Origin of the sequence: Nostoc sp. (assembly GCF_036918245.1) — a bacterium.
Lineage (GTDB): Bacteria > Cyanobacteriota > Cyanobacteriia > Cyanobacteriales > Nostocaceae > Nostoc.
On record NZ_JBALEF010000044.1, the window covers coordinates 1 to 21,849 of the forward strand.

The window sequence follows — 21,849 nt, forward strand, 5'->3', positions numbered from 1 at the left end:
TGATTGACTTTTTTGCACAAGCACTGCTGGCTAATTCTAATAATTATCTGTCTCGGCCATCACTGCTTCCTAAATATTAGACCTGAATCCTTACTAGAAAACAAAGATTTAGTTTAAGGTTTAATCTGATTGCTGCTCTCTATAATTATGAGCTTTGTCTCCCCAAAATCAAATTTTCCTGAGCGACTTTTGCAAGAGGTCTACTGAAGACAAAGCTAAGTTTACAGGTTTTTTGGTCTTAACCGAACCGTATTGGGCGACTATGTATCTCACTTTCTGCCCTGCTAGCAACTCTCAACAGGTGATACTAGCAGTTGACTTGAAAAAGCGCTCATAGTAACGTTCTTGCATGAATGGAGCGTCATAGAAAGCGGAAAAGTGTTATTTTTTGTTTACTGCATTAAATGCTTACCATGAAAATTTAATATATATGTAATGCATCCATCCACTTCCTTGCGTCAAGGTGGTGAAGTTTCAGCCGGAATTGCAGGGATATTGTTTGGAGAAGAGCGATGAAGGTGCGTACTGTTTCTGTACTCTATGCGACCGCGGCTTTGTTGATTTTTCCCGCTCCTGCTCGGTCTGCGATCGAAAAGGTTGTTGGAGGTGGTAGTGTTCATCAGGGTGAAACACGCCGTATTACTGTGATCGGAGATGGGATCGATTTTGCGACTTCGGTCGCTTCCTCGGATGCGCGGATTGGTGTCAGGCTTCTCAGTAAGAAAGGACTTGGACAGGGCAGAGCAAAAGGGCAAATTGTACTGGAAGTTGCTGTGCCTCTCAATGCCCCTAAAGATCAGAACTTTAACCTGACGGTTAAAATCGCCCCAAACCTTTATTACTCTAAGGGAGGTTCTGAAACGGTTCGGCTGAATGTGCAGGAATATCCCAACAGTTCATGGAGACCTTTCTTTCATTTTGCTCCCTCATGGGGATGGATGAATGATCCGAACGGTCTTGTCTATGTAAACGGGACGTACCATCTCTACTATCAGGCAATTCCGTTCTCTCGGGATCTTAATGGCCAAATTAACTGGGGACATGCAGTTAGCACCGATCTGGTTCACTGGTCTGGGCGCAGAGACGCGATGTTCAGTCCGTCAATGGATCTCCTTCCCAGTAGCGACGATCAAAATCAAGTCTGGTCTCCTTTCTCGGGGTCTGCGGTGACTGTAAGTGGTGAGGCAGCAAGACAGTTCCCCTGCGACTGCTCAAACCTTTGTGTTGCTTCTATATTCACCAAGAACACTTCTATTATCTCACTCCAGGATCAGTGGCTTGCGGCTAGCTGCAATGGGGGCGAGTCCTTTAAAGCACCGGAGAGTGTGTTGCCTAACTTGACACCTCCTAAGCCAGATTTTCGAGATCCGAAGGTATTCCCCTATAAGGGGCGCTGGATTATGGTGTTAGCGGTTGGAAATAAAGCCGAGCTTTATGAGTCTGCGAATCTGAGACAATGGAACCTCCTATCCTCTATCCCGCTCTACAGCAGCCTCACCACTTTAGGTCCTTTCGTCGAAACCCCAGATTTGTTTGAGTTACCGATCAGCAATTCGGGGACGAACCAGACCAAGTGGATACTGACCTACAGCGAAGGTTTCCTTCCGCCCGTGGCCTGCCAGGGTCTTCGAGACAGTACCGGTATGCCGCTCACTGACCCCAAACTCAAAAAGGACTGTGAAAAGTCCCGAAAATTTACCTCACGTAGCTTCTATATCGTCGGCGAATTTGATGGGAAGCAGTTCAAGCAGGAGTCACAGCCTCGACCTATAGATTTTGGCTCAGATTTTTATGCGCCTCAAACCTGGTCTGGCACTCCAGGACGACGCATCCTGGCTGGCTGGCAAAATAATTGGCATTACGCCCACCAAACTCCAACAACGCCGTGGCGAGGACAATTGAGCATTCCGCGAGACTTGGGGTTGATGAGAGATTCTGGCACCTATTGGCTGACTCAAACTCCGGTTCAAGAACTAGCGCTTCTGAGAAATTCTGCGCTTGGGCGTGTGACTCGGTTGCGGGATAAACCCTTGACTAACAAGACGCCAGAGGAGCTGAAGAATTTTCGTTCCACTGCATTCGATGCTGACCTAGCAATTGATGTTGCTGGTTTGCCCAAAGTCAACTCCCAAATCAAGATTCATCTGCGATCGGGTAATACAGGGCAAGGAATGGTGTTGGCATGGCGACGTACTGGTGCCGACAAGGGAGAGTTATCACTAACGCGCTCTGCTTCTGAAGCCGGTGGATCGACTTCAGAATTAAAACAACAAGAGTCTGGGTTTATCGGTAAATGGTTGTCTATCTCTCTTCCTTTTGCAGCATCTACAATTGAGCGACTCGTATCAAACTTCAGGAATGCCCAACCCAATGAAAGCTCGCAGATCACTCAAATGCCTGTTGTGACACGTGACACCAATAATAACCTCTTAAAACTTCGGATTCTCGTGGATCGAAGTTCGGTAGAAGTGTTTGCGGGCGATGGACGCGTAGTGTTAAGCAGTTTATTCTTTCCTAATTCAGCCAATAAAGAGTTCAAGCTGTATGCAACAGGGGGAAATGCAAAGATAGTGAGCTTGGTTATATACCCGTTCAGTGATGACTGATGATTTCAGATAACGACTGCAAACTAATCAACCATCAGTGTGTAGACGCTTCCTCGGCTTGTCGCCAGACATCGCCTTATTGATGTTCTAGGCGACTATATATCTCACTCCCTGCCCTGCTGTCAACTCTCAACAGGTGATGCTAGCAGTTGACTTGAAAAAGCGATTTAGCGATTTAATGAAGTAGTCGTAGTTTGATTAATGCGTTCTGCCTTGGTTTTCAATGTTTGGTTCATCGCTTCAAACCCTTGACGAACGTCGATATTTAATCGACGAGCCAGCAGAGGTACTAGTAAGCCCTGGAAAGATGCTTGCTGAATGAAGCGGACGCGTAGGCGTAGCCCGTCGTAGACATCGCTTCCTAGCGGTTCAATAATAAAACTGTGTTCACCGTAAAATAACCCTGGTATCAAAAAGTGCCCTAACCAGCGCAATTTACGATTAGGTTCTACCGTAATCACAGTAGGTCGAAAGCTCATAATATCTGTACCCGGAGGCTGAAAGTGAACGGTTAGCTGTGCCCCTTCACTCAGCGAACCACTAATTTGACGAATAAATAGATTCCAATGTGGAAAACTGGCAAAATCAGTGAGTAAGTTCCATACCTGCTTCTCCGATGCCTGAATTTCGATTTCAGTGTAGATTTTCATGGGTATGAGTTGATAAAAAAACCAGCATTAAAACGGTTATTCCTGCTAAAAATAACCCCATATATTCTAGTCCTAGTAATCGACTAACCCAAAAATTACGGGTGAAGGCAGGCAGATAAAGGAGGGGGAGCAGGGGGAGAAAATAACTTGATTTTCCTACCATAAAATAAACCCTGCAAAGTCTCTTTGGTGGACTACGAGGAAACTAGATTGTTTCTTGTAAAGCATAATGAATACTATTCGTAGAAAACTCAAGTTTGAACAGCAAAATTCTGGCGGTTGGTAGACAGTTGTGAAAGAACTACTGACGTTGAACAACCAGGACGGAACATGGAGCGTGATGAAAGACGTGATTGCTCACACTTCCTGCTAAAAGTTCGGCAAATCCTTTAAGTCCTCTACGACCAAGCACAATCAAATCTGCTCCCCAACTCCGGGCTAAATGACAGATGTTAGTCCCAGGCTCTCCTGTTTGATAACTGTATTCTGCCATAATGCCTAGTATTTTCGCTTTCTGATAGTACAACTGGAGTAAACTTTGTGCCTGTTGTGTTTCTATTTCCAGGTCTACTAAGTTCACAGTGAGTTGACTAGAAGCTGCTAGCTCAATGCTGTAACCAATCATTAACTGAGCAGCATCTCTTTGGGCTAACTCCAGTGCTTTTATAAACACTGTTGCAGTCGCAGGTGAATCATCGACCGCCACCAAAATCTTCTTAAAGCTCATATCCAGCTCCAATAATCAATTACTTCATTCACATTTGTTGTCTTTTAGCTTGAAGGACAAATGTGATTTAAAAGTGAAATTAAGTCGGATAAACGATTTATTCACTTTTCGTTCACATTCATCAGCAATCCTGGAAAAGAAGCAGACAAACGAAACTAACCCAACTGAGGTTTAAAACGAATACCCGAACTAATACGGTTCATGCTCACACTATCAAACTATAGTTTTTTACTATTTGGAGATTAATAAAGCTTCGTTTTAAACTTACTGATTTTGATAGGAGATGTTGTGATGAATTTCAATCCAGTTAAAAATGCAATCGGTATCATTTCTAGCCGTCAGGCTGCAACACAGGTGCTTGATGAACTCAGAGCGATTGACTTTCCCATGCATAAAATTTCTGTGTTCACTTTAGACTCTGAAGACGAAAAGTTGCACGAGGATGCTAATGCGGGTAAACATCCCATAACTCCGATCGAAGGTGCTAAAGCAGGCGCAATTACAGGAGGAACAACCGGGGGCTTCCTGGCACTAACAGCCGGACTTGGCGTATTAGTTATTCCCGGTTTTGGGCCAGCATTAGCGGTTGAATCTGTGGTGAGTACAATGCTGGCGGGTGGAGCGAGTGCGATTTTTGGCAGTGTTTATGGTGCATTTCAAGGTTGGTTTGCTCCCGAAAGGCAACCTAGACTCTGTGAGCCAACCACCTGCCAAGAAAAATTTTTGGTGAAGGTTGAGGGAACAACAGATGAAATCTGGCAAGCAGAATCGATTCTCAGTTATTGGGGTGTGCAGGAATGGCATATTTATGAATTTAACAAAAGATTCTCGTAAGAACACCAATTTGAAAAAAGAAAAGTACAGATTCAAACAGAGAAATCCATATAAATCTGATGAATCTTAATTACGAATTACGAATTAGTTTTTGGAGACTGAGATGACAGCAGATACGATCGCTACAAATACTTTTGCCCAGACAACAAAAGATTTACTCAACTATGAATGGCATACTCTGGGTGAACAAAAGGTTGTGCAAACCTTAGCCAGCCATCCGGAAGCAGGTTTGACCCATGAAGAAGCTAGCAAACGACACCAGCAGATGGGTGCAAATCAACTGACTGGTAAAGGTGGAAAAAGTCCTTGGCTACGATTTTTAGAGCAATTTAATCAACCACTACTATATATTTTGCTGACGGCGGGAGTGGTGACGCTGCTGCTGCGAGATTGGATAGATGCGGGAGTAATTTTTGGTGTCACCCTAATTAACGTCATCATTGGCTACATTCAAGAATCTAAAGCAGAAGGTGCGATCGCTGCTCTATCCAAAGCCGTCACTACCGAAGCAACTGTGATTCGCAATGGTCAAAAAACTCGTTTGGCTTCTACTGAACTTGTTCTGGGTGATTTGGTATTGCTGGCATCTGGGGATAAAGTACCTGCCGATCTGCGGCTATTAAGTGTGCGTGGGTTGCAAGTTGACGAGTCTGCCTTAACAGGCGAATCCGTTCCGGTTGAGAAAGCAACGGCATCGCTGGCTGTCGAAACACCGTTAGCCGAACGAAGCAATATGGTGTACGCAGGAAGTTTCGTCAGTTTTGGACAGGCAGAAGGGATTGTAGTGGCGATCGCAGATGCCACTGAAACCGGTCGCATCTCGCAGTTAATTGAAAGCAGCACAAATTTGAAAACACCGCTGACACGAAATATTGACAAGTTTAGCAAAAGCTTGTTGTATGTCATTTTAGGTTTGGCTGCCCTGACATTTGCAGTCGGATTAGGACAGGGCGAATCTTGGATTGATGTTTTTAAAGCGAGTGTAGCTTTGGTAGTCAGCGCGATTCCAGAAGGATTGCCTGCAATTGTCACCGTCACTTTAGCGATCGGAGTTTCCCGGATGGCACGACGTAAGGCGATTATTCGCAAGCTACCCGCAGTGGAAACTTTGGGAAGTACCACTGTTATTTGCTCTGACAAAACTGGGACGTTAACTGAAAATCAGATGACGGTTCAAAAGATTTATGCAGGTGGGCAACATTACACCGTTAGCGGTATTGGTTATGCCCCAGACGGTGAAATCCTGATGAATCAACAGCCTGTTGATTTCAATGCAGATGGACATGTTGCTCTTTGGGAATCCCTGGAAGCAGGATTGCTCTGCAATGATTCTCACATCGAATGGGGAGATGGACAGTGGGACTTAGTAGGAACCCCAACCGAGGGAGCATTAATTCCGGCTGCCAATAAAGCGGGATTGATGCAAGCGAATCTAGAGCAAGAATTGCGTAGAATAGACACCATTCCCTTTGAGTCTCAATTCCAGTACATGGCGACTTTGCATGAATTAGATGCAAAGCGATCGCTGAATGTGATTTATCTCAAAGGTTCTGTAGAGGCAATTCTCCAACGATGCGATCGCATGTTCGATGCTCAAGGACAACTCGCTCGTCTCAATCCTGCCGCAGTGGAACAGGAAGTTGCTGATATGGCAAACCAAGGGTTACGAGTGCTAGCCTTTGCCAGCAAAGAAGTTGCCACTAAGCGATCCTTGGATCGTAATGATATTGATCGAGGACTGGTATTTCTAGGACTTCAGGGCATAATCGATCCGCCCCGTGAGGAAGCGATCGCCGCAGTAAAAGCCTGTCAATCTGCCGGGATTCAGGTGAAGATGATCACTGGGGATCATGCACTTACAGCAGCTGCGATCGCCCGCCAAATGGGAATTTGCTCCACTGAAGAACAGGTTTTCACCGGACAGCAATTAGCTCAGATGGATGAAAAAGAATTCACCCAAGCGGCTGAACAAGGTATGGTATTTGCGCGAGTTGCGCCAGAACAAAAATTGCATCTAGTGAAAGCGTTGCAGTCTCAGGGTGAAATTGTTGCCATGACTGGAGATGGTGTCAATGATGCTCCCGCTCTCAAACAAGCAGATATTGGTGTAGCGATGGGCATAGCCGGGGCAGAGGTTGCCAAAGAATCGGCGGATATGCTTCTAACTGACGATAACTTTGCCTCAATAGAAGCGGCTGTGGAGGAAGGACGTGGTGTTTACCGCAACTTGCGAAAAGCGATCGCCTTCTTGCTGCCGATCAACGTGGGAGAATCCATGACAATTTTGATTGCCATTCTCCTGGCCACCGTGCTTCCCATCTTACCAATCCAAATTCTCTGGCTCAACATGGTCAGTTCAATAGCATTGATTGCTCCCCTTGCCTTTGAGCCAAAATCTGGACAGGTGATGCAACAACCACCGCGCAACCCCAGAGAAAGGCTTTTATCGGGTGGGTTACTCCAACGCATCATAGCGATTTCCGTCTTCAATTGGCTGGTAATTTTTGGGATGTTTCAATGGATACTTCAAACTACAGGCAATGAACCATTGGCGCGAACGATGGCAATTAATGGGTTGGTTGCAGCAGAAGTCTTTTACCTGTTAAGTATTAGCCAGTTTTTACCATCTCTATTCGTGAGAATCCAAGGTAAACGCACACCTGTAGCCTATGCACCTGCGATCGGAATTGTGGCTGTGGTGATTTTACAATGTCTGTTCAGTCAGTGGAGCATGATGAATCAAGTGTTTGACACCACACCTTTAACATTTATCCAAGCTCTCATTTGCATGGGTGTAGGTTTGCCAGTGGTGTTCATCGCTCTCATCTTGCAGCGTTTCGATCCGCTCAACTAGGGATATAGGACTTTTTTAGTAGTTTCATGCAATGCCAGATGATTACGTTAGAGCTACACCCAAATTAATTAAAAACTCCATCGGTACATTTTGCTGGGTATGATATTTAATCTGCAAGCATTTACCTAGTAATAACCAGCTATGACCCAGAACTACCGCATTACTCTACTCCCCGGCGATGGCATTGGCCCTGAAATTATGGCAGTGGCGGTAGATGTGCTAAAAGTCGTAGGGAAGCAATTTGATCTGAAGTTTGAATTCCAAGAAGCCCTCATCGGTGGTGCAGCAATTGATGCCACAGGGGAACCCCTACCATCTGCCACTCTCGATACTTGCCGTAACAGTGATGCTGTGTTACTTGCTGCGATTGGTGGTTACAAGTGGGATTCCCTGCCATCCAATTTACGCCCAGAAGCAGGTTTGTTAGGACTACGTGCCGGGTTAGGATTATTTGCCAATTTGCGCCCAGCGAAAATTTTGCCCCAGCTAATCGACGCTTCGACCTTGAAACGCGAAATTGTAGAAGGCGTGGATATTATGGTGGTGCGTGAACTCACTGGTGGGATTTACTTCGGTAAACCTAAAGGTATTTTTGCTACAGAAACCGGTGAAAAACGTGGTGTAAATACAATGGTTTACACCGAATCGGAAATTGAACGTATTGGGCGGGTGGCGTTTGAAGCGGCAAAAAAACGTGGTGGGAAACTTTGTTCGGTGGATAAGGCGAACGTATTAGAAGTATCTCAACTGTGGCGCGATCGCATCACCCAACTTTCCCAAGAATATCCAGATATCGAACTCTCTCATTTATATGTAGATAATGCTGCTATGCAGTTAGTACGCGCTCCCAAGCAGTTCGACACTATCGTTACAGGCAATTTGTTTGGTGATATTCTCTCTGATGCTGCTGCCATGCTCACAGGTAGTATAGGGATGTTACCCTCAGCTAGTTTGGGCGCTTCTGGGGCTGGTGTATTTGAACCCGTTCATGGTTCCGCCCCAGATATTGCCGGACTTGATAAGGCAAATCCTCTAGCACAGGTTTTGAGTGCGGCGATGATGTTACGCTACGGTTTAGACCAACCAGAAGCGGCAGATCGTATCGAACAAGCCGTATTGCAAGTTTTAGAGCAGGGCGATCGCACAGGGGATATAATTTCTCCAGGCAAAAATCTCCTGGGTTGCCGCGCTATGGGAGACTCACTCATCAAAGCTATCGAACAAAAATAATTTTATAGAGCAACTTGGGCAATTTGGCAACCTTTGCTATAAGTTTCGGGTAGACTAAAGGGAAATCTAGCAATCAAATAACAGTCGATAGTGTACGCATTACGACAAGGTCAAGTAAATTTTACCGCCCCAAAGAACCAATCGCCTTTGATTGATCCTGCTGTAATCAGAGCTGCTGGGCAGATATACTATATTCACTGTGAAGTTCATCCCGAAATAGCTGGGCAACCTTCCGGTGTAGCAATTAATCGTGTGACTCATCGAGGTAAGGTTATTTTTACTAACCAACCAGTCCTTTTACCTCAAGAGTGTTTTGTGCCCTTAAGTCAAATTGAATCGCACATGTATTAGTCATTGCTCATTAGTCATTGGTCATTGGTCATTTGTTATTAGTTATTGACAAAGGACAAATGACAAAGCACAAATGACACAGGACAAATGACAAAGGACAAATGACTGTATGGACATTTTGTTCGCCATCCCGGCGAGTGTAATGGTCTTTGCTTTAGGTGCATCTATTGGTAGTTTTCTCAATGTTATTGTTTATCGCCTACCTGCTGGGTTGTCAATTCTTTGGCCGCCTTCTCGTTGTCCTAAATGCTTAAACCAGCTAAAAGCTTACGACAATGTACCAGTGTTCGGCTGGATTTCCTTAAGAGGGCGGTGTCGATATTGCAAAAGCAAAATTTCTGTCCGTTATCCCGTGGTAGAAGGGGTAACGGGCATAATTTTTTTACTAATTTTTTTGGTCTTTCAAGTTTCGACTTTAACAATAGGCTATTGGGCTTTTTGCAGTTGGTTATTGGCGCTATCACTCATCGACTTAGATACAATGACCCTACCCAATCCACTTACTCAGTCGGGTTTAGTGGTGGGGATTTTGTTTCAAATGGTAGTTGGTTTTCTACCAGAGGGTAGTTTTGTGGCATTGGTAAATCACCTGATAATGGCGATAGTTGGTGCAGTATTAGGCTTATGGCTGTTTGATGCGATCGCCCTATTGAGTTCAATTGCCTTTGGTAAAACTGCAATGGGTGCAGGTGACGCCAAGTTAGCAGCCATGATGGGAGTCTGGTTAGGCTGGAAATATTTGCTCTTGGCTAGTTTTATTGCCTGTGCGCTGGGAGCATTAATTGGTATCGGTGTTTTGATTATGCAGCGATCGCGACAAAAATTAGGACAAAAGATACCTTTTGGCCCTTTTCTGGCTTTAGGATCTGTGATTACCCTGTTTAGCGGCGAAGCCATTTTGTCTAGCTACCTGCGGTTATTTTTTCCAGCCTCTTGAATTGGAGTAGCGAGCAGGCAAGACAAGGGGACAAGGAGGACAAGTCTCTCCCTTGTCTCTTCTCCATTCCCAATGCACAATGCCCAGTGCCCTATACCCATACCCAATGCCCTTTCATAAGAAATATTTATAATTCGTGACTGTAACCAACATTACCCCATCTACCTTTCACATTTTGATAATATTCAGCTTGTGACTTGTATTACCCTCTTAACGACGATTAACCGTTGGCAAGCGCAACTAGTACAACAGATGCTGATTGTTCAGAACCTAGCAATACGAATAATTGATTTGGGTGGGAGGGGGAGAGCATCTTATTTGGAGGTTGGTATTCTCATGGTTTTGTCACTACGTCCATATAATTAAGTCTGCTGAAAAAAAGAGCAAGAGACTTGTATTGGTATAAGTATTTTCGTTAAGCTGGCAACCAAAGACGAAAATTAAGGTCTGAATTGCTTAAAAACGTAGTTTAACGATGTAGCCATTAGTCTTAATAAAGAAAAATGACTAATGACTAAGGACAACCCAATACGGTTTGACATGTTTTCGACCTCATACCCACTTAAAATAAAATAAAAAATGGCTAACAACGAAGAATCACGCGGTTTAAAGTCTCTATTTGATTGGTTTGCAAATCGACGAAAATCAGGATCTACCAGCCTCGAACGCCAAGAGCGTGAAATTGCTGATGGTCTATGGAATAAATGTTCTAAGTGTGGTGTATTGACATACACAAAAGACCTGAAAGCCAATCAGATGGTTTGTGTAGAATGTGGTCATCACAATCGGGTAGACAGTGATGAGCGCATCCGTCAATTGATAGATAACAATACCTGGAAACCGCTGGACGAGCATTTGCGTCCAACCGATCCGCTGGAATTTCGCGATCGCAAACTCTACAGTGATCGCTTGCGGGAAACACAAGATAAAATTGGCTTAATAGACGCGGTTAGAACTGGTTTAGGTCAAATCAATGGTTTGCCCATTGCCCTTGGAGTTATGGACTTCCGCTTCATGGGTGGTAGTATGGGTTCGGTCGTGGGAGAAAGACTCACCCGGATGATTGAGCAAGCCACTCAACGACGCTATCCTGTAGTTATCATCTGTACCTCCGGTGGCGCGAGAATGCAAGAAGGTATGCTCTCTTTGATGCAGATGGCAAAAATCTCCGCAGCCTTACAGCGCCATAAAGACGCCCGACTATTATATATTCCTGTTTTGACCAATCCGACAACGGGCGGTGTTACCGCTAGTTTTGCAATGTTGGGCGATATAATTTTGGCAGAACCCAAAGCAACCATTGGTTTTGCTGGTCGGCGAGTGATTGAGCAAACCCTGCGGGAAAAACTACCCGAAAATTTCCAGACTGCTGAAGATTTGCTCCAGCACGGTTTTGTTGATGATATCGTACCCCGTACCCAATTAAAGAACACCCTAGTCCAGCTGATTGCCCTACACCAGCCTGTATTAACAACACCTCACATGGTGTTGTGGGAAACAATGTCCTTGACTTCTACCGCCGCAGAATAAAGCATTGGGCATTGGGCATTGGGCATTGGGCATTGGGCATTGGGCATTGGGCATTGGGCATTGGGCATTGGGCAGAGGGGAAAACTCTTCTCCCTGCTCCCCTGCTTCTTTCCCACTCCCTGTCCCTCTCATCCTCTGCCTGGCTCTTGGAGAAACATGAGTGGAACAAGGGCTACTAGTCGGAATAGACTAGAGAGGACAAACAAGCTTAGTAAACCTCCAGACTGGGCAAATTGGACGATGAAACTGCCTATAGTTGTGCCCAAAGCACCACTTACTCCAGCAACGGCAGCTGCGATCGCAAAATAGATAGACTGATTTTTAGTTGGTGCGATCGCGAATTGTATATTGTTGTTGCACAAGTCAATTGCCGCCCAAGTCCCTCCAGTCAAGATGTGTAACAGTGGCAACCACAGCCAGATGTCAAGGCGATTAACACTAATCCCTAGCCACAGCAATGGTGTAGCTGCAACCAAAATCCCAATACAGATGAGGATGGGACGATTGCCTATCTTGTCTGCTAATTTTCCCCACAAGATAAGCATCAGCAAAGTCGCCCCCGCCTGAAGGCTGTTGTAGATAGTCACATAGCTCACATCCAAATCCAGCGTGTCGAGCATATAGAGGTTAAAAAAAGGACTGCTGAGGTTAACAGCAAGCGTCCAAAAGCTGAAATACAGCAGAAATACCAAAAAGTTAGAGTTTTTCCAGATGCTGTTAGTTGACTGGTCTTGTGGTGGATGAATTGATTGAAGCACTTCAGAAGATTCATCTTTTGCAACCTCTGATTGAATCTCACTTGTTTGTGATGACTTGCCATAATAAGTGTTTTGCGATTGCGGATTCATATCCACCTGGAAAGACTGACACCCCAATCCCACAATCCCAAAGACAATGCTTATCAGTAGAACTATCCCATAACCTTGTAAAGTTCCCCCATACCAATGTGATACAACTAGACCAGCCATTGGTACGCAAACCAAATTAGTTAGACTAGCAGCACTATTGCGTGTCCCAAAATACCTGCCTCGTAATCGCCGGGGAACTATCATTGCCACCCAACTTAGCCACGATGCAGTTCCTAGTCCTCCCAAAAGATTGCTGAATAGAACAATCAAGAGTGTCAATATGACTAACTGGTGAGCATCAATCACTCCCAAGCTGGCACTTACAATACCAATTACTAAAATCAGCCATAGCAGCCGACCAATTCCGTGTGTCCGAAGCGAATATTGAAAGCGGCTGGTGCTACGTTCAGACAAGTAAGCACCCAACGGCTGAATGAGATTGACCAACATGGGAATAGAAGACAGCATCCCAAATACCACTGAACTAGCACCCAACTCCACTAATAAATTGCTGAGTAAAATCCCGCCAGTTCCAAGAGAGTAAACCGATGCTAAGACAGAATCCGCAGTAGAGGCTTTCAAACTAGTGCGAATAGTATCCTTGGAAATTCGAGAGTTTGAAGAGATTGCTGTTGGTGGTGAGGCAATTTGGGTAAATTCCAGAGTCAATGGCACAGTTGTTTCAATCTGAACAGAATCCATAAACATAGATTATGGGTGAAGTATCCTCGGATAAATCAGGTTGCACAGGAACTCAGTATGCTTTAATTAGCATTGCTGATAATTTTTCGTTATTTTAGCTTGCAATTTTCAACCAAAATTTCAAATAAGTAAAATATCATTCCTTAATAACACAAGGTATAAGCCAGGAAAGAGAATATTATTTGTTTGTGAACAATAAAGGATTATTTAATTTTTTGGCATTGGTGATGGCGATCGCGATCGCTATTATTGCTTGTCATAGCCTACAATTGCCAAGCAAGCCGTTAGCATCTACCGCAGTCACCATCAAACTTAGTGGTTGGGGAGGCTCTCCTGTTGAGCAAAAACTCTTGAGACAAGTACTGCAAGACTTTGAGGCACAACATCCAACTATTAAGGTCAAATATGAGGTAATTTCCGACCAATACATGGATGTAATCAAAACTCGTTTAGTTGGGGAAGCTGCGCCCGATGTTTTTTATCTAGATGCGCTGGAAGCTCCTTTCTTAATGAGTCAAAATGTCCTAGAACCGTTAGAAAGTTACATTACCCCCGAATTTGACCTAACGGATTTTGAAGATACCCTACTCGACAGTTTCAAATACCAAAATCAGATTTACGGTCTTCCCAAAGACTATTCCACCCTTGCCCTGTTTTATAACAAAAAAGCCTTCGCCGCCGCCGGCTTGAGTAATCCGCCAGCGACTTGGGATGAATTACGTAACTACTCGCAACAATTGACAGGCAAACTTAACAAATATGGCTTTGGGGAAATTCCAGAATTAGCGCGTCAAGCTTATAAAATTAAAGCCTTTGGTGGACAACTTGTTGATCAAAATGGTTATGCTACTTTTGCCAGTGAGTCAGGTTTACAGGGTTTAGAGTTGGTAATAAACCAGTACCAAAAAGACCGCTCATCTGCCCAAAAATCTGATGTGGGGACAAACTCAGGTAGTGAAATGTTTGGTCAGAGTAAAGTGGCAATGGTGATTGAAGGTAACTGGGCAATTCCCTATTTAACTGAAACCTTTCCCCAAGTAGAGTTTGCTACTGCACCAGTACCTATGATTAATGATAAAAAAGGCACAATGGTGTTTACAGTTGCCTATGTGATGAACAAGCAAGCACAGCACAAAGCCGAAGCTTGGGAGTTGATTTCCTATCTCACTGGTAAAGAAGGGATGCAGAAGTGGACAGGAAAAGGATTTGCTTTACCAACACGTAAATCAGTTGCAAAGAATTTGGGCTACGACCAAGACCCATTGCGATCGCCATTAGTGGCGGGAGTCGATTATGCTACACCGTGGCAGGTAGGTAAGTATCCAGGGGCGATCGTGAATAATTTTGATAACCAGTTTGTCAGCGCCTTATTGGGACAACAACCATTAAAGCAAGCGATGCTAAAGGCACAGAATCAAGCTAATCAGCAAATTAGGGCGATGGAGTAACTGAAGGGTATTTACTGCCAACTATACTTAAATACTAGTTATCAAGTTTGAGAGCGCAATTTATTTATAAATAAACCAACTATTATCTTTATAATTATAATAAGTCAATTTAAACTGATTCATGGCAGCAACGTATTGAGATAGCATCAGTACTACATCACTATTCTGAGGAACATCATCCTCATCAATTAAATCAAGATAGTCAAAAGATGCCTCTGATGCGAGTATTTTACGACAGCTTTGTAGAAGTCGGTTAACAATTTTCATTTTACTCTTATTGAGTACAGCCTCTGGCTTTTTCTTGCTCAGTTCTTGGAACTCTGATTACATAGCACGTAATAAAGGAATTATGATTTCGTACAGATCAATATTTTCACTACTTGTCTGCTTTTGAGATTTTGGATTCATAAATATTTCATTTACTTCTTAATCGTTTTGGGCAAATTGTTCTAATATAATAAACTTTGCCTAATTCATCTCCAGTTTCATCTCTTTCAGCATCTACTAACCAATGCCAGTATCCACTCTGCATCTTTACATTATCTGCACGCAGCTTTTCAAAACATTGTAAATATTGTGAAATAATTAACACTACATCCCTGTATTGTGGTATATCATCTGTATCAAACTCTGAAAATTCTTCAAAAGGTCGATAGTTTTGACTAAGTAATTCATTTGAGTTATTAAGCAATTTATTAATAAAGTTGAGTTTAAATTCATTTACGGCATCATTGGGAGATTTCTTAGACAATACAGAAAGTTCGTCATAAATACTCTGAAGTTGTACTGATAGTTTTTCAAATTTGTCAACATCTTTACGGTTCATATATTCTTGCTTTCATGAAGGACAAGCTCGACGAAATTCCACATACTTTTTTTTGAGAACATCAATTGGTGAGCGCTGTTTACTCTCAAAAACATTAACCATTAACGAGATATCCTCATCTGTAAGCGTAATGATACATCGCCTTTGTCCAGACCATAAATCAATAGTATTGCTGAACATTGCTTTTGAGAGAGGGTTTCTTGTCACGATAACACCAAACTTACCAAGACCAGAATCAAGATATCTATTAAGTTGGTTAATGTGTTCACGCTCGATTGACTTGACGTTCTTTAACTCAAAAACAAGCTGTCTATTGCCATAGTCTTGATGAATCTCTTGAAGAAAACCAATTGACCTATTATTGTAAAAAATGAGGTCTCGAATAAGTCTTCCAGATTCTGTACGACTTTGTTCTGCTGCAAACTCAAGGTCTGGATACAAAAGCGATGCAAGAAGTTGACAGATATAATTTTCGTATTTAATGTCTGCTTCATTCGTCTTTCCTGTTGGTAGCTTTTGTATTTCACCTAATTTCCGTTTAGCGGACAAGACGGGAATCTGTTTAAAGAGCGGATCGTTTTTACAGTCGTCCTGAGTTCGCTCTTTTACCTTGATATATTCCTGAACAATGCCATAATTCTCTCTATTGAAGTTTAGAACCTTAACACGTTCTTCTGGTTCACCAGGATTAAAGATTTCATCACGAGGACAGTAATCCTTAAAGTAGTCTTCAAAGTTGATCCAAGGAGAAAATTTTAGCCATCTTTTAGGAACAAATATTAAAGGCTCTTTAGTTTTAGGATTCACAGGTAATGTAATTTCCTGATCTACGACAAATGAGTTTTTACGGTAATCATAAATTCCAGGAACAAGAGCTTTCTCAATTGGTATTCCTAGTTGTTCGCATTGTTGCATTGTAAAATCTATCAAAAATGATTTAATAAAGTTACAACAAATATCACTGATCCGATCTTTCGCAATTCCATCTACATAAAACTGGATTTCTTCAAAGTGAACAAATCCGTATTTTCCATATTCAGGAATTTTCTGAAATAGAGAGATAATTTCATCTGCTTTATTACGGCTAATTTTTATACCTTTTCGGTTTTTTGACAGTCCAAGTCCAATCTCTTGGCATTCAGATGCAAAAATGAGGATGTCACGAGCCTGATCTATTTTGCCTTTCTGAACAAGAAAGTTTAGGTTATTAAAGGAATTAATTATAGAGGTATGAAGTGATTGGTCTTGTTGTGAGGGAGACTTCCATAAAAGAAAAGGGTCAACGTAAAGGGGAATATCTTCATCTAGAAATGCTATGGCAAAATCTAGCTGTGCTTGGGTTGCTGAAATACCGTGGTAATCAATTATTCTTGGGTGGATGATCCCCATTTGCTATTTTTGTCTACGTATAGTCGACTATTATAATGTCAAATAATTTTTGTGCCATGTCTAATACTTCTGCCCTCGAAGGCTTTATCTCGTTTCATGGTCATCAGGTATGGTATCGCGTTGTCAAACCAGACCAAGAACGATTCTAAAAAGCTACCGCTGCTGTGTCTTCACGGAGGACCAGGAGTCCCCCACGACTACTTAGAACCTTTGGAAGCGATCGCCACAACCGGACGCAGGGTGATTTTTTACGATCAATTAGGGTGTGGTAATAGCGATCGCCCCACAGACCCCAACTTATATTCCATAGATTTATTCAAAGAAGAACTCTTCGCCGTCCGCAGTGCCTTAAATTTAGACCAAATTCATCTTTTTGGGCAATCATGGGGCGGTTGTTTAGCCTTGGAACATGCTCTTTCTCAACCGACTGGGTTAGTCAGTCTCGTTCTAGGTAACACGCCTTCTAGCATTCGACAATTTGTCACTGAAGCTTATAGCCTGATGAATGAGCTACCAATCGAAGTACAAGAGGTCATTCGTAAACACGAAGCCGATAGTACTACTCAAGACCCCGAATACAAACAGGCAATGGAAGTATTCAATCATTCTTTTCTTTGCCGACTAGACCCTTGGCCCAGCAGCTTAACTAGAGCCTACAGTAAAGTTGGTACAGAGTTTCGGGGTACAGGCAAAATCATCGACTGGAATATTGAAGACCGCCTCGGTGAAATTATCGTACCTACACTGCTGCTATCAGGTCGTTACGATGAGGTTACGCCTACTTGTGTTGAAACAGTTCACCAGGGTATTTCTGGCTCTGAGTGGGTACTGTTTGAAAACAGTTCACATATGCCTCATCTCGAAGAGACGGAACGATTCTTGCAAGTCTTGAGCGAATTTTTGAATCGTGTCGAAACAGCCCTGTAAAGGTGAGATTGTAAGTTGAGTCTCATATTCCTTGAACCTAAGTCTTCATTTATTCTCGAATTCTCGAAGTTCCGAGTTCTGAGCACGAAGTTCCGATATTGTAAACATTCAAGCATCCATAATAAGAATTAAAGCGTTTATGAATACTTTAATGTTTGCCACTAATGTTGTTGTCTAGCAGTTCTCTTTCGCTTTGTAAACGAACCAACGCCTAATCCACCAAACGCTACTACTGCCCCCATGATGGTTGTTGGTTCTGGAACTTCTTGGGGAACTTCGATAGAGCCGCTGACTAGAGCCAGACCATTCAAGGTAGTAGTTGATCCTAAATTAACAATGTCCTCTTCGGAGAACAATAGTGTGCTTATACCATTTTTGAATATGCCCTTACCACCAGTAATATTCACGATGCCAGAACCTTTCGCTGTCAGATTATCAAAATTAACTGAAGCACTGGCATCACTAGTTCCAAATAACTTGTTATCACCGTCGCCAAACACGATGTAGCCTAATGGGAAACCTTGGACACCAAATACTTCTGGATTATTGTTAAAAGTGAGATTTCCCTTGTCATCAATCACGGAGTATGTCAAACCTTTGTATAATCCTAAATCATAGGGAGCATCATCACTCAAACCAACCTCAAATACCTGCGAAACGTTGCCTGAAATAGGCGTAATATTGACTGTTGTCCGATAATTACCAATAAATGGATAAATGGTCTTTGCTGTTGCTCTGCTTACATTTTAGCAAAGACTAACTGAGGTCAAAACTAGTGGAACAATCCACATTCTGAGTGAATGAAGCATCATTTAAAATCTCCATTTTTAAAAAGTACCTATTTTCATAGGGAGTTTACAATACCTAAGAAGCAGTTACAATGAATAATCCTTTGATAAAATTGGCATTTTTTTATCAGATGATATAGAGAAACCTCCTCTAAAGATAAAAATTCCACTCCGGTGCATAGCCCAAAAAGATAACAAGAGCTAAGTTAAGCAATTTTTTCAACAATTTTCTAACCTTTTCCCTAAGCAGAATAATCTTTTCCTTACAAAATGAGGATTGAATGCTTTTGTGACAGGAGTACGATAAATAATCATGCACGACCCATCGCTACAGTCGGGTTAGTGCAGGATTAAGCGGAGGTTCAGTAGTGTTTGAAATCAACAGGCGGCGGAGTAACTCCAGATGGAACATCACCGAAGACTTGGCTGGGTATATGTTCATGATGCCCACCATTCTAGTTTTGGGAACTTTTGTAGTCTTACCTATTCTCTACGCCGTTTTTCTTTCCTTGCAAAAAGTTCAACTTCTTGGCGGTATTGAGTACGAGTTCATCGGGTTTCGGAATTTCACGCGATTAGCTGAAGATGAAAGAGTTTGGATTGCTTTGAGAAACACAGCCGAATATGTAGCTATTGTTGTGCCAACTCAAACTATCCTGGCTTTAATTCTGGCAGTAACTCTGAATTCTACGATTCACGGTAAAAACTGGTGGCGCATCCTCTATTTTTTGCCGACAGTCACTTCTTCAGCAGTGCTGACACTTATCTTTATGTGGATTTATAACACTGATGGGCTACTAAACGATTTTCTCGCCTTTGTGGGGCTACCTACTTATAACTGGTTGGGCGATCCAGCAGTTGCGCTCAAAGGAATTATGATCATGAACATTTGGTCAACCGCGCCGTTTTTTATGGTGATTTATCTGGCGGCGTTGCAAGATATACCCCAAACACTTTACGAGGCCGCGGAACTTGATGGCGCAAATGGATGGCAGCAATTTATCCACATTACTCTTCCCTTGCTTAAGCCTGTAACCTTCTTTGTGGCGACAGTGGGGGTAATTGGCACTTTTCAACTTTTTGACCAGTCTTACATCTTCTCTGGCGGTACTGGCGGGCCAAACAACGCTACCTTAACTGTGGTGCTGTTGATTTATCAAGCTGTATTTCGGAATTTACAAATGGGATATGCAGCTGCGATCGCATTTTTGTTAACAGCAGTGATCATTGCCATCACTTTGATTCAGCGGCGACTTTTCGGAGGCGAACGAATTTGACTAACACCTCTGGCTTATCCTGGCTCAAAGCCCTGTTGTACATCTTGCTGACACTTTATGCCATCATTACCCTAATTCCCTTTCTCTGGGCACTTTCAGCATCATTTAAGCCACTAACAGAGATTGTCAGTGGTGAACCCAACTTTCTCCCCAAGAATTTTACTCTCGATAACTACAGGCAAATCTTTCTCCAAGAACCGCTATTTTGGCGCTGGTTGTTCAACAGTGTAGCGATCGCCGTCAGCGTTACGCTTTTAAACTTGTTGTTAAATTCAATGGCTGGTTATGCCTTGGCAAGACTGCGCTTTGTGGGCAAGCACTTTTGGTTCTTCCTAATTTTGGCAGTACTAGCAGTACCGACGCAAATCACCCTGATTCCCACATTTTTGATTTTGAAAGCGATCGGCTGGCTGAATTCTTATCAAGGTATGATTGTACCTAGCATGGTTAATGCCACTTTTATCTTCATGATGCGGCAATTTCTCGTTAATTTTCCTAAAGAACTACAAGAAGCAGCGCAACTAGATGGCTTAAATACCTTTGGAATTTTTCGACATATTGTCTTACCTTTGGCAAAACCAGCACTAGCAGCACAGGCAGTTTTTGTGTTCATGGGGAGTTGGAATAATTTTTTACTGCCTATAGTTATCCTATTTGACCCAGAAATGTTTACCCTTCCTTTGGGGCTGAATACCTTCAAAGGTCAATACATCAGCTATTGGAATTACATTATGGCGGCTTCTATGGTCTTTACCCTGCCAGCTTTAGGCATTTATGCCTTTTTTAATCGTTACTTTATTCAAAGCGTCACCTTTACCGGGGGAAAAGGTTAATAGGTATTGGGGCATTGGGCATTGGGCGTTAATTATTCTCCTTTGCTCTCTCTGTTCCCCATGCTCGATTCCTTAGACCCCAGAACCCATTCCCCATGCCCTATGCCCCATGCCCCATTCCCTAAACAGTATTTTGGGCAACAAATTGCACTCCTAACGTGATATTGGTATTACAGCGACTCAATCTCTATCTATCAGTAAACAAGCATTATGGGTTTTGCAGACCTATCGATCGCAGAGATAGCAGCCGACTACAGCATTCCTGTAGAACAAGTGTTTTCTCTGTGCAACCAACTGGGAATCGCCTACAAACACCAAAAGACCCGTTTGGCGTTAGAAGATGCAAAGGCAATTATTTCCCAAATATCCTCTGAAATACGCCCCGAAGGTACTAACGACTTGGTGGGTGATCACTAAGTCCCCTGAAGGGTTATCTCAGAACTTTAGCTAATAACTGATAGCTAATGATAAAAAACAATGAGTCATTAGCAATTAGCAGCTTGGAGATTGAGAATCGCGTTCTTAGCTGTGTTGAGCGTCAAAATTTTTAAGGGGAAACATGTTTATAAGACTAATTGGCGTTGTTGTGGCTACTGTTTTACTCTCGTTTCAGTTGATTGTCGGTAGCGCGACAGCAGTGGAACTAGACGAAGCTACCCGAACAGTGCCATTAAATGCTCAGGATGATACCGTTGTACTCAGCCTTAAACAAGTCAAAGAAGGCAAACGCTTATTTAATTACGCTTGCGCCCAATGTCATGCTGGTGGAGTTACCAAGACAAACCAAAATGTGGGACTCACTCCAGAGGACTTGGCCCTAGCAACACCTAACCGTAACAACATTGAAGGTTTAGTAGATTACCTGAAAAATCCCACTACTTACGACGGGGAAGAAGAGATTTCCGAAATACACCCCAGTCTCAAAAGCGCAGATATTTTCACAGCAGTGCGAAATCTGACGGATGATGACTTGGAGGCGATTGCCGGTCATATTCTCTTACAACCCAAAATCGTTGGTACTAAGTGGGGAGGCGGAAAAATCTATTACTAAATCCCGGAACTGAGTCATTGGGAATAGGGCATTGGGCATTG

The 21,849-nt window shown here is 43.0% G+C and carries 19 protein-coding genes; 13 read left to right on the forward strand and 6 right to left on the reverse strand.

What is annotated here, in order from left to right; translation table 11 throughout:
• Positions 1-512: 512 nt before the first annotated feature.
• Complete coding sequence (locus V7L12_RS11665) at positions 513-2,606, forward strand: glycoside hydrolase family 32 protein (RefSeq protein ID WP_335084442.1); 2,094 nt, start codon at positions 513-515, stop codon at positions 2,604-2,606.
• 167 nt (positions 2,607-2,773) lie between these two features.
• Here the strand turns inward: V7L12_RS11665 and V7L12_RS11670 are convergent, their stop codons facing one another.
• On the reverse strand, positions 2,774-3,256 hold the full coding sequence (locus V7L12_RS11670) for an SRPBCC domain-containing protein (RefSeq protein WP_335084443.1): 483 nt from the start codon (positions 3,254-3,256) through the stop codon (positions 2,774-2,776).
• Between the two features lie 301 nt (positions 3,257-3,557).
• Complete coding sequence (locus V7L12_RS11675; RefSeq protein ID WP_335084444.1) at positions 3,558-3,983, reverse strand: universal stress protein; 426 nt, start codon at positions 3,981-3,983, stop codon at positions 3,558-3,560.
• Positions 3,984-4,274: 291 nt separating this feature from the next.
• Between V7L12_RS11675 and V7L12_RS11680 the strand changes: the two genes are divergently transcribed.
• The 6 genes from V7L12_RS11680 to accD all read left to right on the forward strand — a co-directional run bounded on the left by V7L12_RS11680 (position 4,275) and on the right by accD (position 11,719).
• The gene (locus V7L12_RS11680; protein ID WP_335084445.1) at positions 4,275-4,817 is read left to right on the forward strand and encodes a hypothetical protein; all 543 of its coding nucleotides are present in this window, start codon (positions 4,275-4,277) and stop codon (positions 4,815-4,817) included.
• Positions 4,818-4,920: 103 nt separating this feature from the next.
• The gene (locus V7L12_RS11685; protein ID WP_335084446.1) at positions 4,921-7,671 is read left to right on the forward strand and encodes a cation-translocating P-type ATPase; all 2,751 of its coding nucleotides are present in this window, start codon (positions 4,921-4,923) and stop codon (positions 7,669-7,671) included.
• 141 nt (positions 7,672-7,812) lie between these two features.
• Positions 7,813-8,901 (forward strand): 3-isopropylmalate dehydrogenase, encoded by a 1,089-nt coding sequence (gene leuB / locus V7L12_RS11690; protein WP_335084447.1) that lies wholly within the window; start codon positions 7,813-7,815, stop codon positions 8,899-8,901.
• A 90-nt stretch (positions 8,902-8,991) separates the two neighbouring features.
• Positions 8,992-9,252, forward strand: coding sequence for a hypothetical protein (locus V7L12_RS11695; protein ID WP_100899964.1), 261 nt, complete (start codon positions 8,992-8,994; stop codon positions 9,250-9,252).
• 109 nt (positions 9,253-9,361) lie between these two features.
• Positions 9,362-10,189, forward strand: a complete 828-nt coding sequence (locus tag V7L12_RS11700; RefSeq protein ID WP_335084448.1) for a prepilin peptidase — start codon at positions 9,362-9,364, stop codon at positions 10,187-10,189.
• 579 nt (positions 10,190-10,768) lie between these two features.
• A complete protein-coding gene (gene accD / locus V7L12_RS11705; protein WP_335084449.1) occupies positions 10,769-11,719 on the forward strand; it encodes an acetyl-CoA carboxylase, carboxyltransferase subunit beta in 951 nt (316 codons plus the stop codon).
• 128 nt (positions 11,720-11,847) lie between these two features.
• Here accD and V7L12_RS11710 read toward each other — a convergent pair whose 3' ends face one another.
• Positions 11,848-13,269, reverse strand: a complete 1,422-nt coding sequence (locus tag V7L12_RS11710) for an MFS transporter (protein WP_335084450.1) — start codon at positions 13,267-13,269, stop codon at positions 11,848-11,850.
• 227 nt (positions 13,270-13,496) lie between these two features.
• On the opposite strand from V7L12_RS11710, the gene V7L12_RS11715 reads away from it, so the two are divergent.
• The gene (locus V7L12_RS11715) at positions 13,497-14,717 is read left to right on the forward strand and encodes an ABC transporter substrate-binding protein (protein ID WP_335084523.1); all 1,221 of its coding nucleotides are present in this window, start codon (positions 13,497-13,499) and stop codon (positions 14,715-14,717) included.
• Positions 14,718-15,132: 415 nt separating this feature from the next.
• On the opposite strand, the gene V7L12_RS11720 is transcribed toward V7L12_RS11715, so the two are convergent.
• The gene (locus V7L12_RS11720) at positions 15,133-15,543 is read right to left on the reverse strand and encodes a hypothetical protein (RefSeq protein WP_335084451.1); all 411 of its coding nucleotides are present in this window, start codon (positions 15,541-15,543) and stop codon (positions 15,133-15,135) included.
• Between the two features lie 12 nt (positions 15,544-15,555).
• Complete coding sequence (locus V7L12_RS11725) at positions 15,556-16,932, reverse strand: hypothetical protein (RefSeq protein WP_335084452.1); 1,377 nt, start codon at positions 16,930-16,932, stop codon at positions 15,556-15,558.
• Positions 16,933-17,052: 120 nt separating this feature from the next.
• Between V7L12_RS11725 and V7L12_RS11730 the strand changes: the two genes are divergently transcribed.
• On the forward strand, positions 17,053-17,859 hold the full coding sequence (locus V7L12_RS11730; protein WP_335084453.1) for a proline iminopeptidase-family hydrolase: 807 nt from the start codon (positions 17,053-17,055) through the stop codon (positions 17,857-17,859).
• 161 nt (positions 17,860-18,020) lie between these two features.
• On the opposite strand, the gene V7L12_RS11735 is transcribed toward V7L12_RS11730, so the two are convergent.
• Positions 18,021-18,494 carry a hypothetical protein gene (locus tag V7L12_RS11735; protein ID WP_335084454.1) on the reverse strand — a complete coding sequence of 158 codons (474 nt, stop codon included), beginning with the start codon at positions 18,492-18,494 and terminating at the stop codon, positions 18,021-18,023.
• A gap of 521 nt (positions 18,495-19,015) precedes the next feature.
• Between V7L12_RS11735 and V7L12_RS11740 the strand changes: the two genes are divergently transcribed.
• The 4 genes from V7L12_RS11740 (at position 19,016) to psbV (ending at position 21,808) form a co-directional block, all read left to right on the forward strand.
• Positions 19,016-19,924: a carbohydrate ABC transporter permease gene (locus V7L12_RS11740; protein WP_335084455.1), complete on the forward strand. Its 909-nt coding sequence runs from the start codon at positions 19,016-19,018 to the stop codon at positions 19,922-19,924.
• The gene (locus V7L12_RS11745) at positions 19,921-20,757 is read left to right on the forward strand and encodes a carbohydrate ABC transporter permease (RefSeq protein ID WP_335084456.1); all 837 of its coding nucleotides are present in this window, start codon (positions 19,921-19,923) and stop codon (positions 20,755-20,757) included. Before V7L12_RS11740 ends, V7L12_RS11745 begins: the two co-directional genes overlap by 4 nt.
• A gap of 210 nt (positions 20,758-20,967) precedes the next feature.
• A complete protein-coding gene (locus tag V7L12_RS11750) occupies positions 20,968-21,174 on the forward strand; it encodes a hypothetical protein (protein WP_335084457.1) in 207 nt (68 codons plus the stop codon).
• 142 nt (positions 21,175-21,316) lie between these two features.
• On the forward strand, positions 21,317-21,808 hold the full coding sequence (psbV, locus tag V7L12_RS11755; RefSeq protein WP_334821808.1) for a photosystem II cytochrome c-550: 492 nt from the start codon (positions 21,317-21,319) through the stop codon (positions 21,806-21,808).
• Positions 21,809-21,849: the final 41 nt, after the last annotated feature.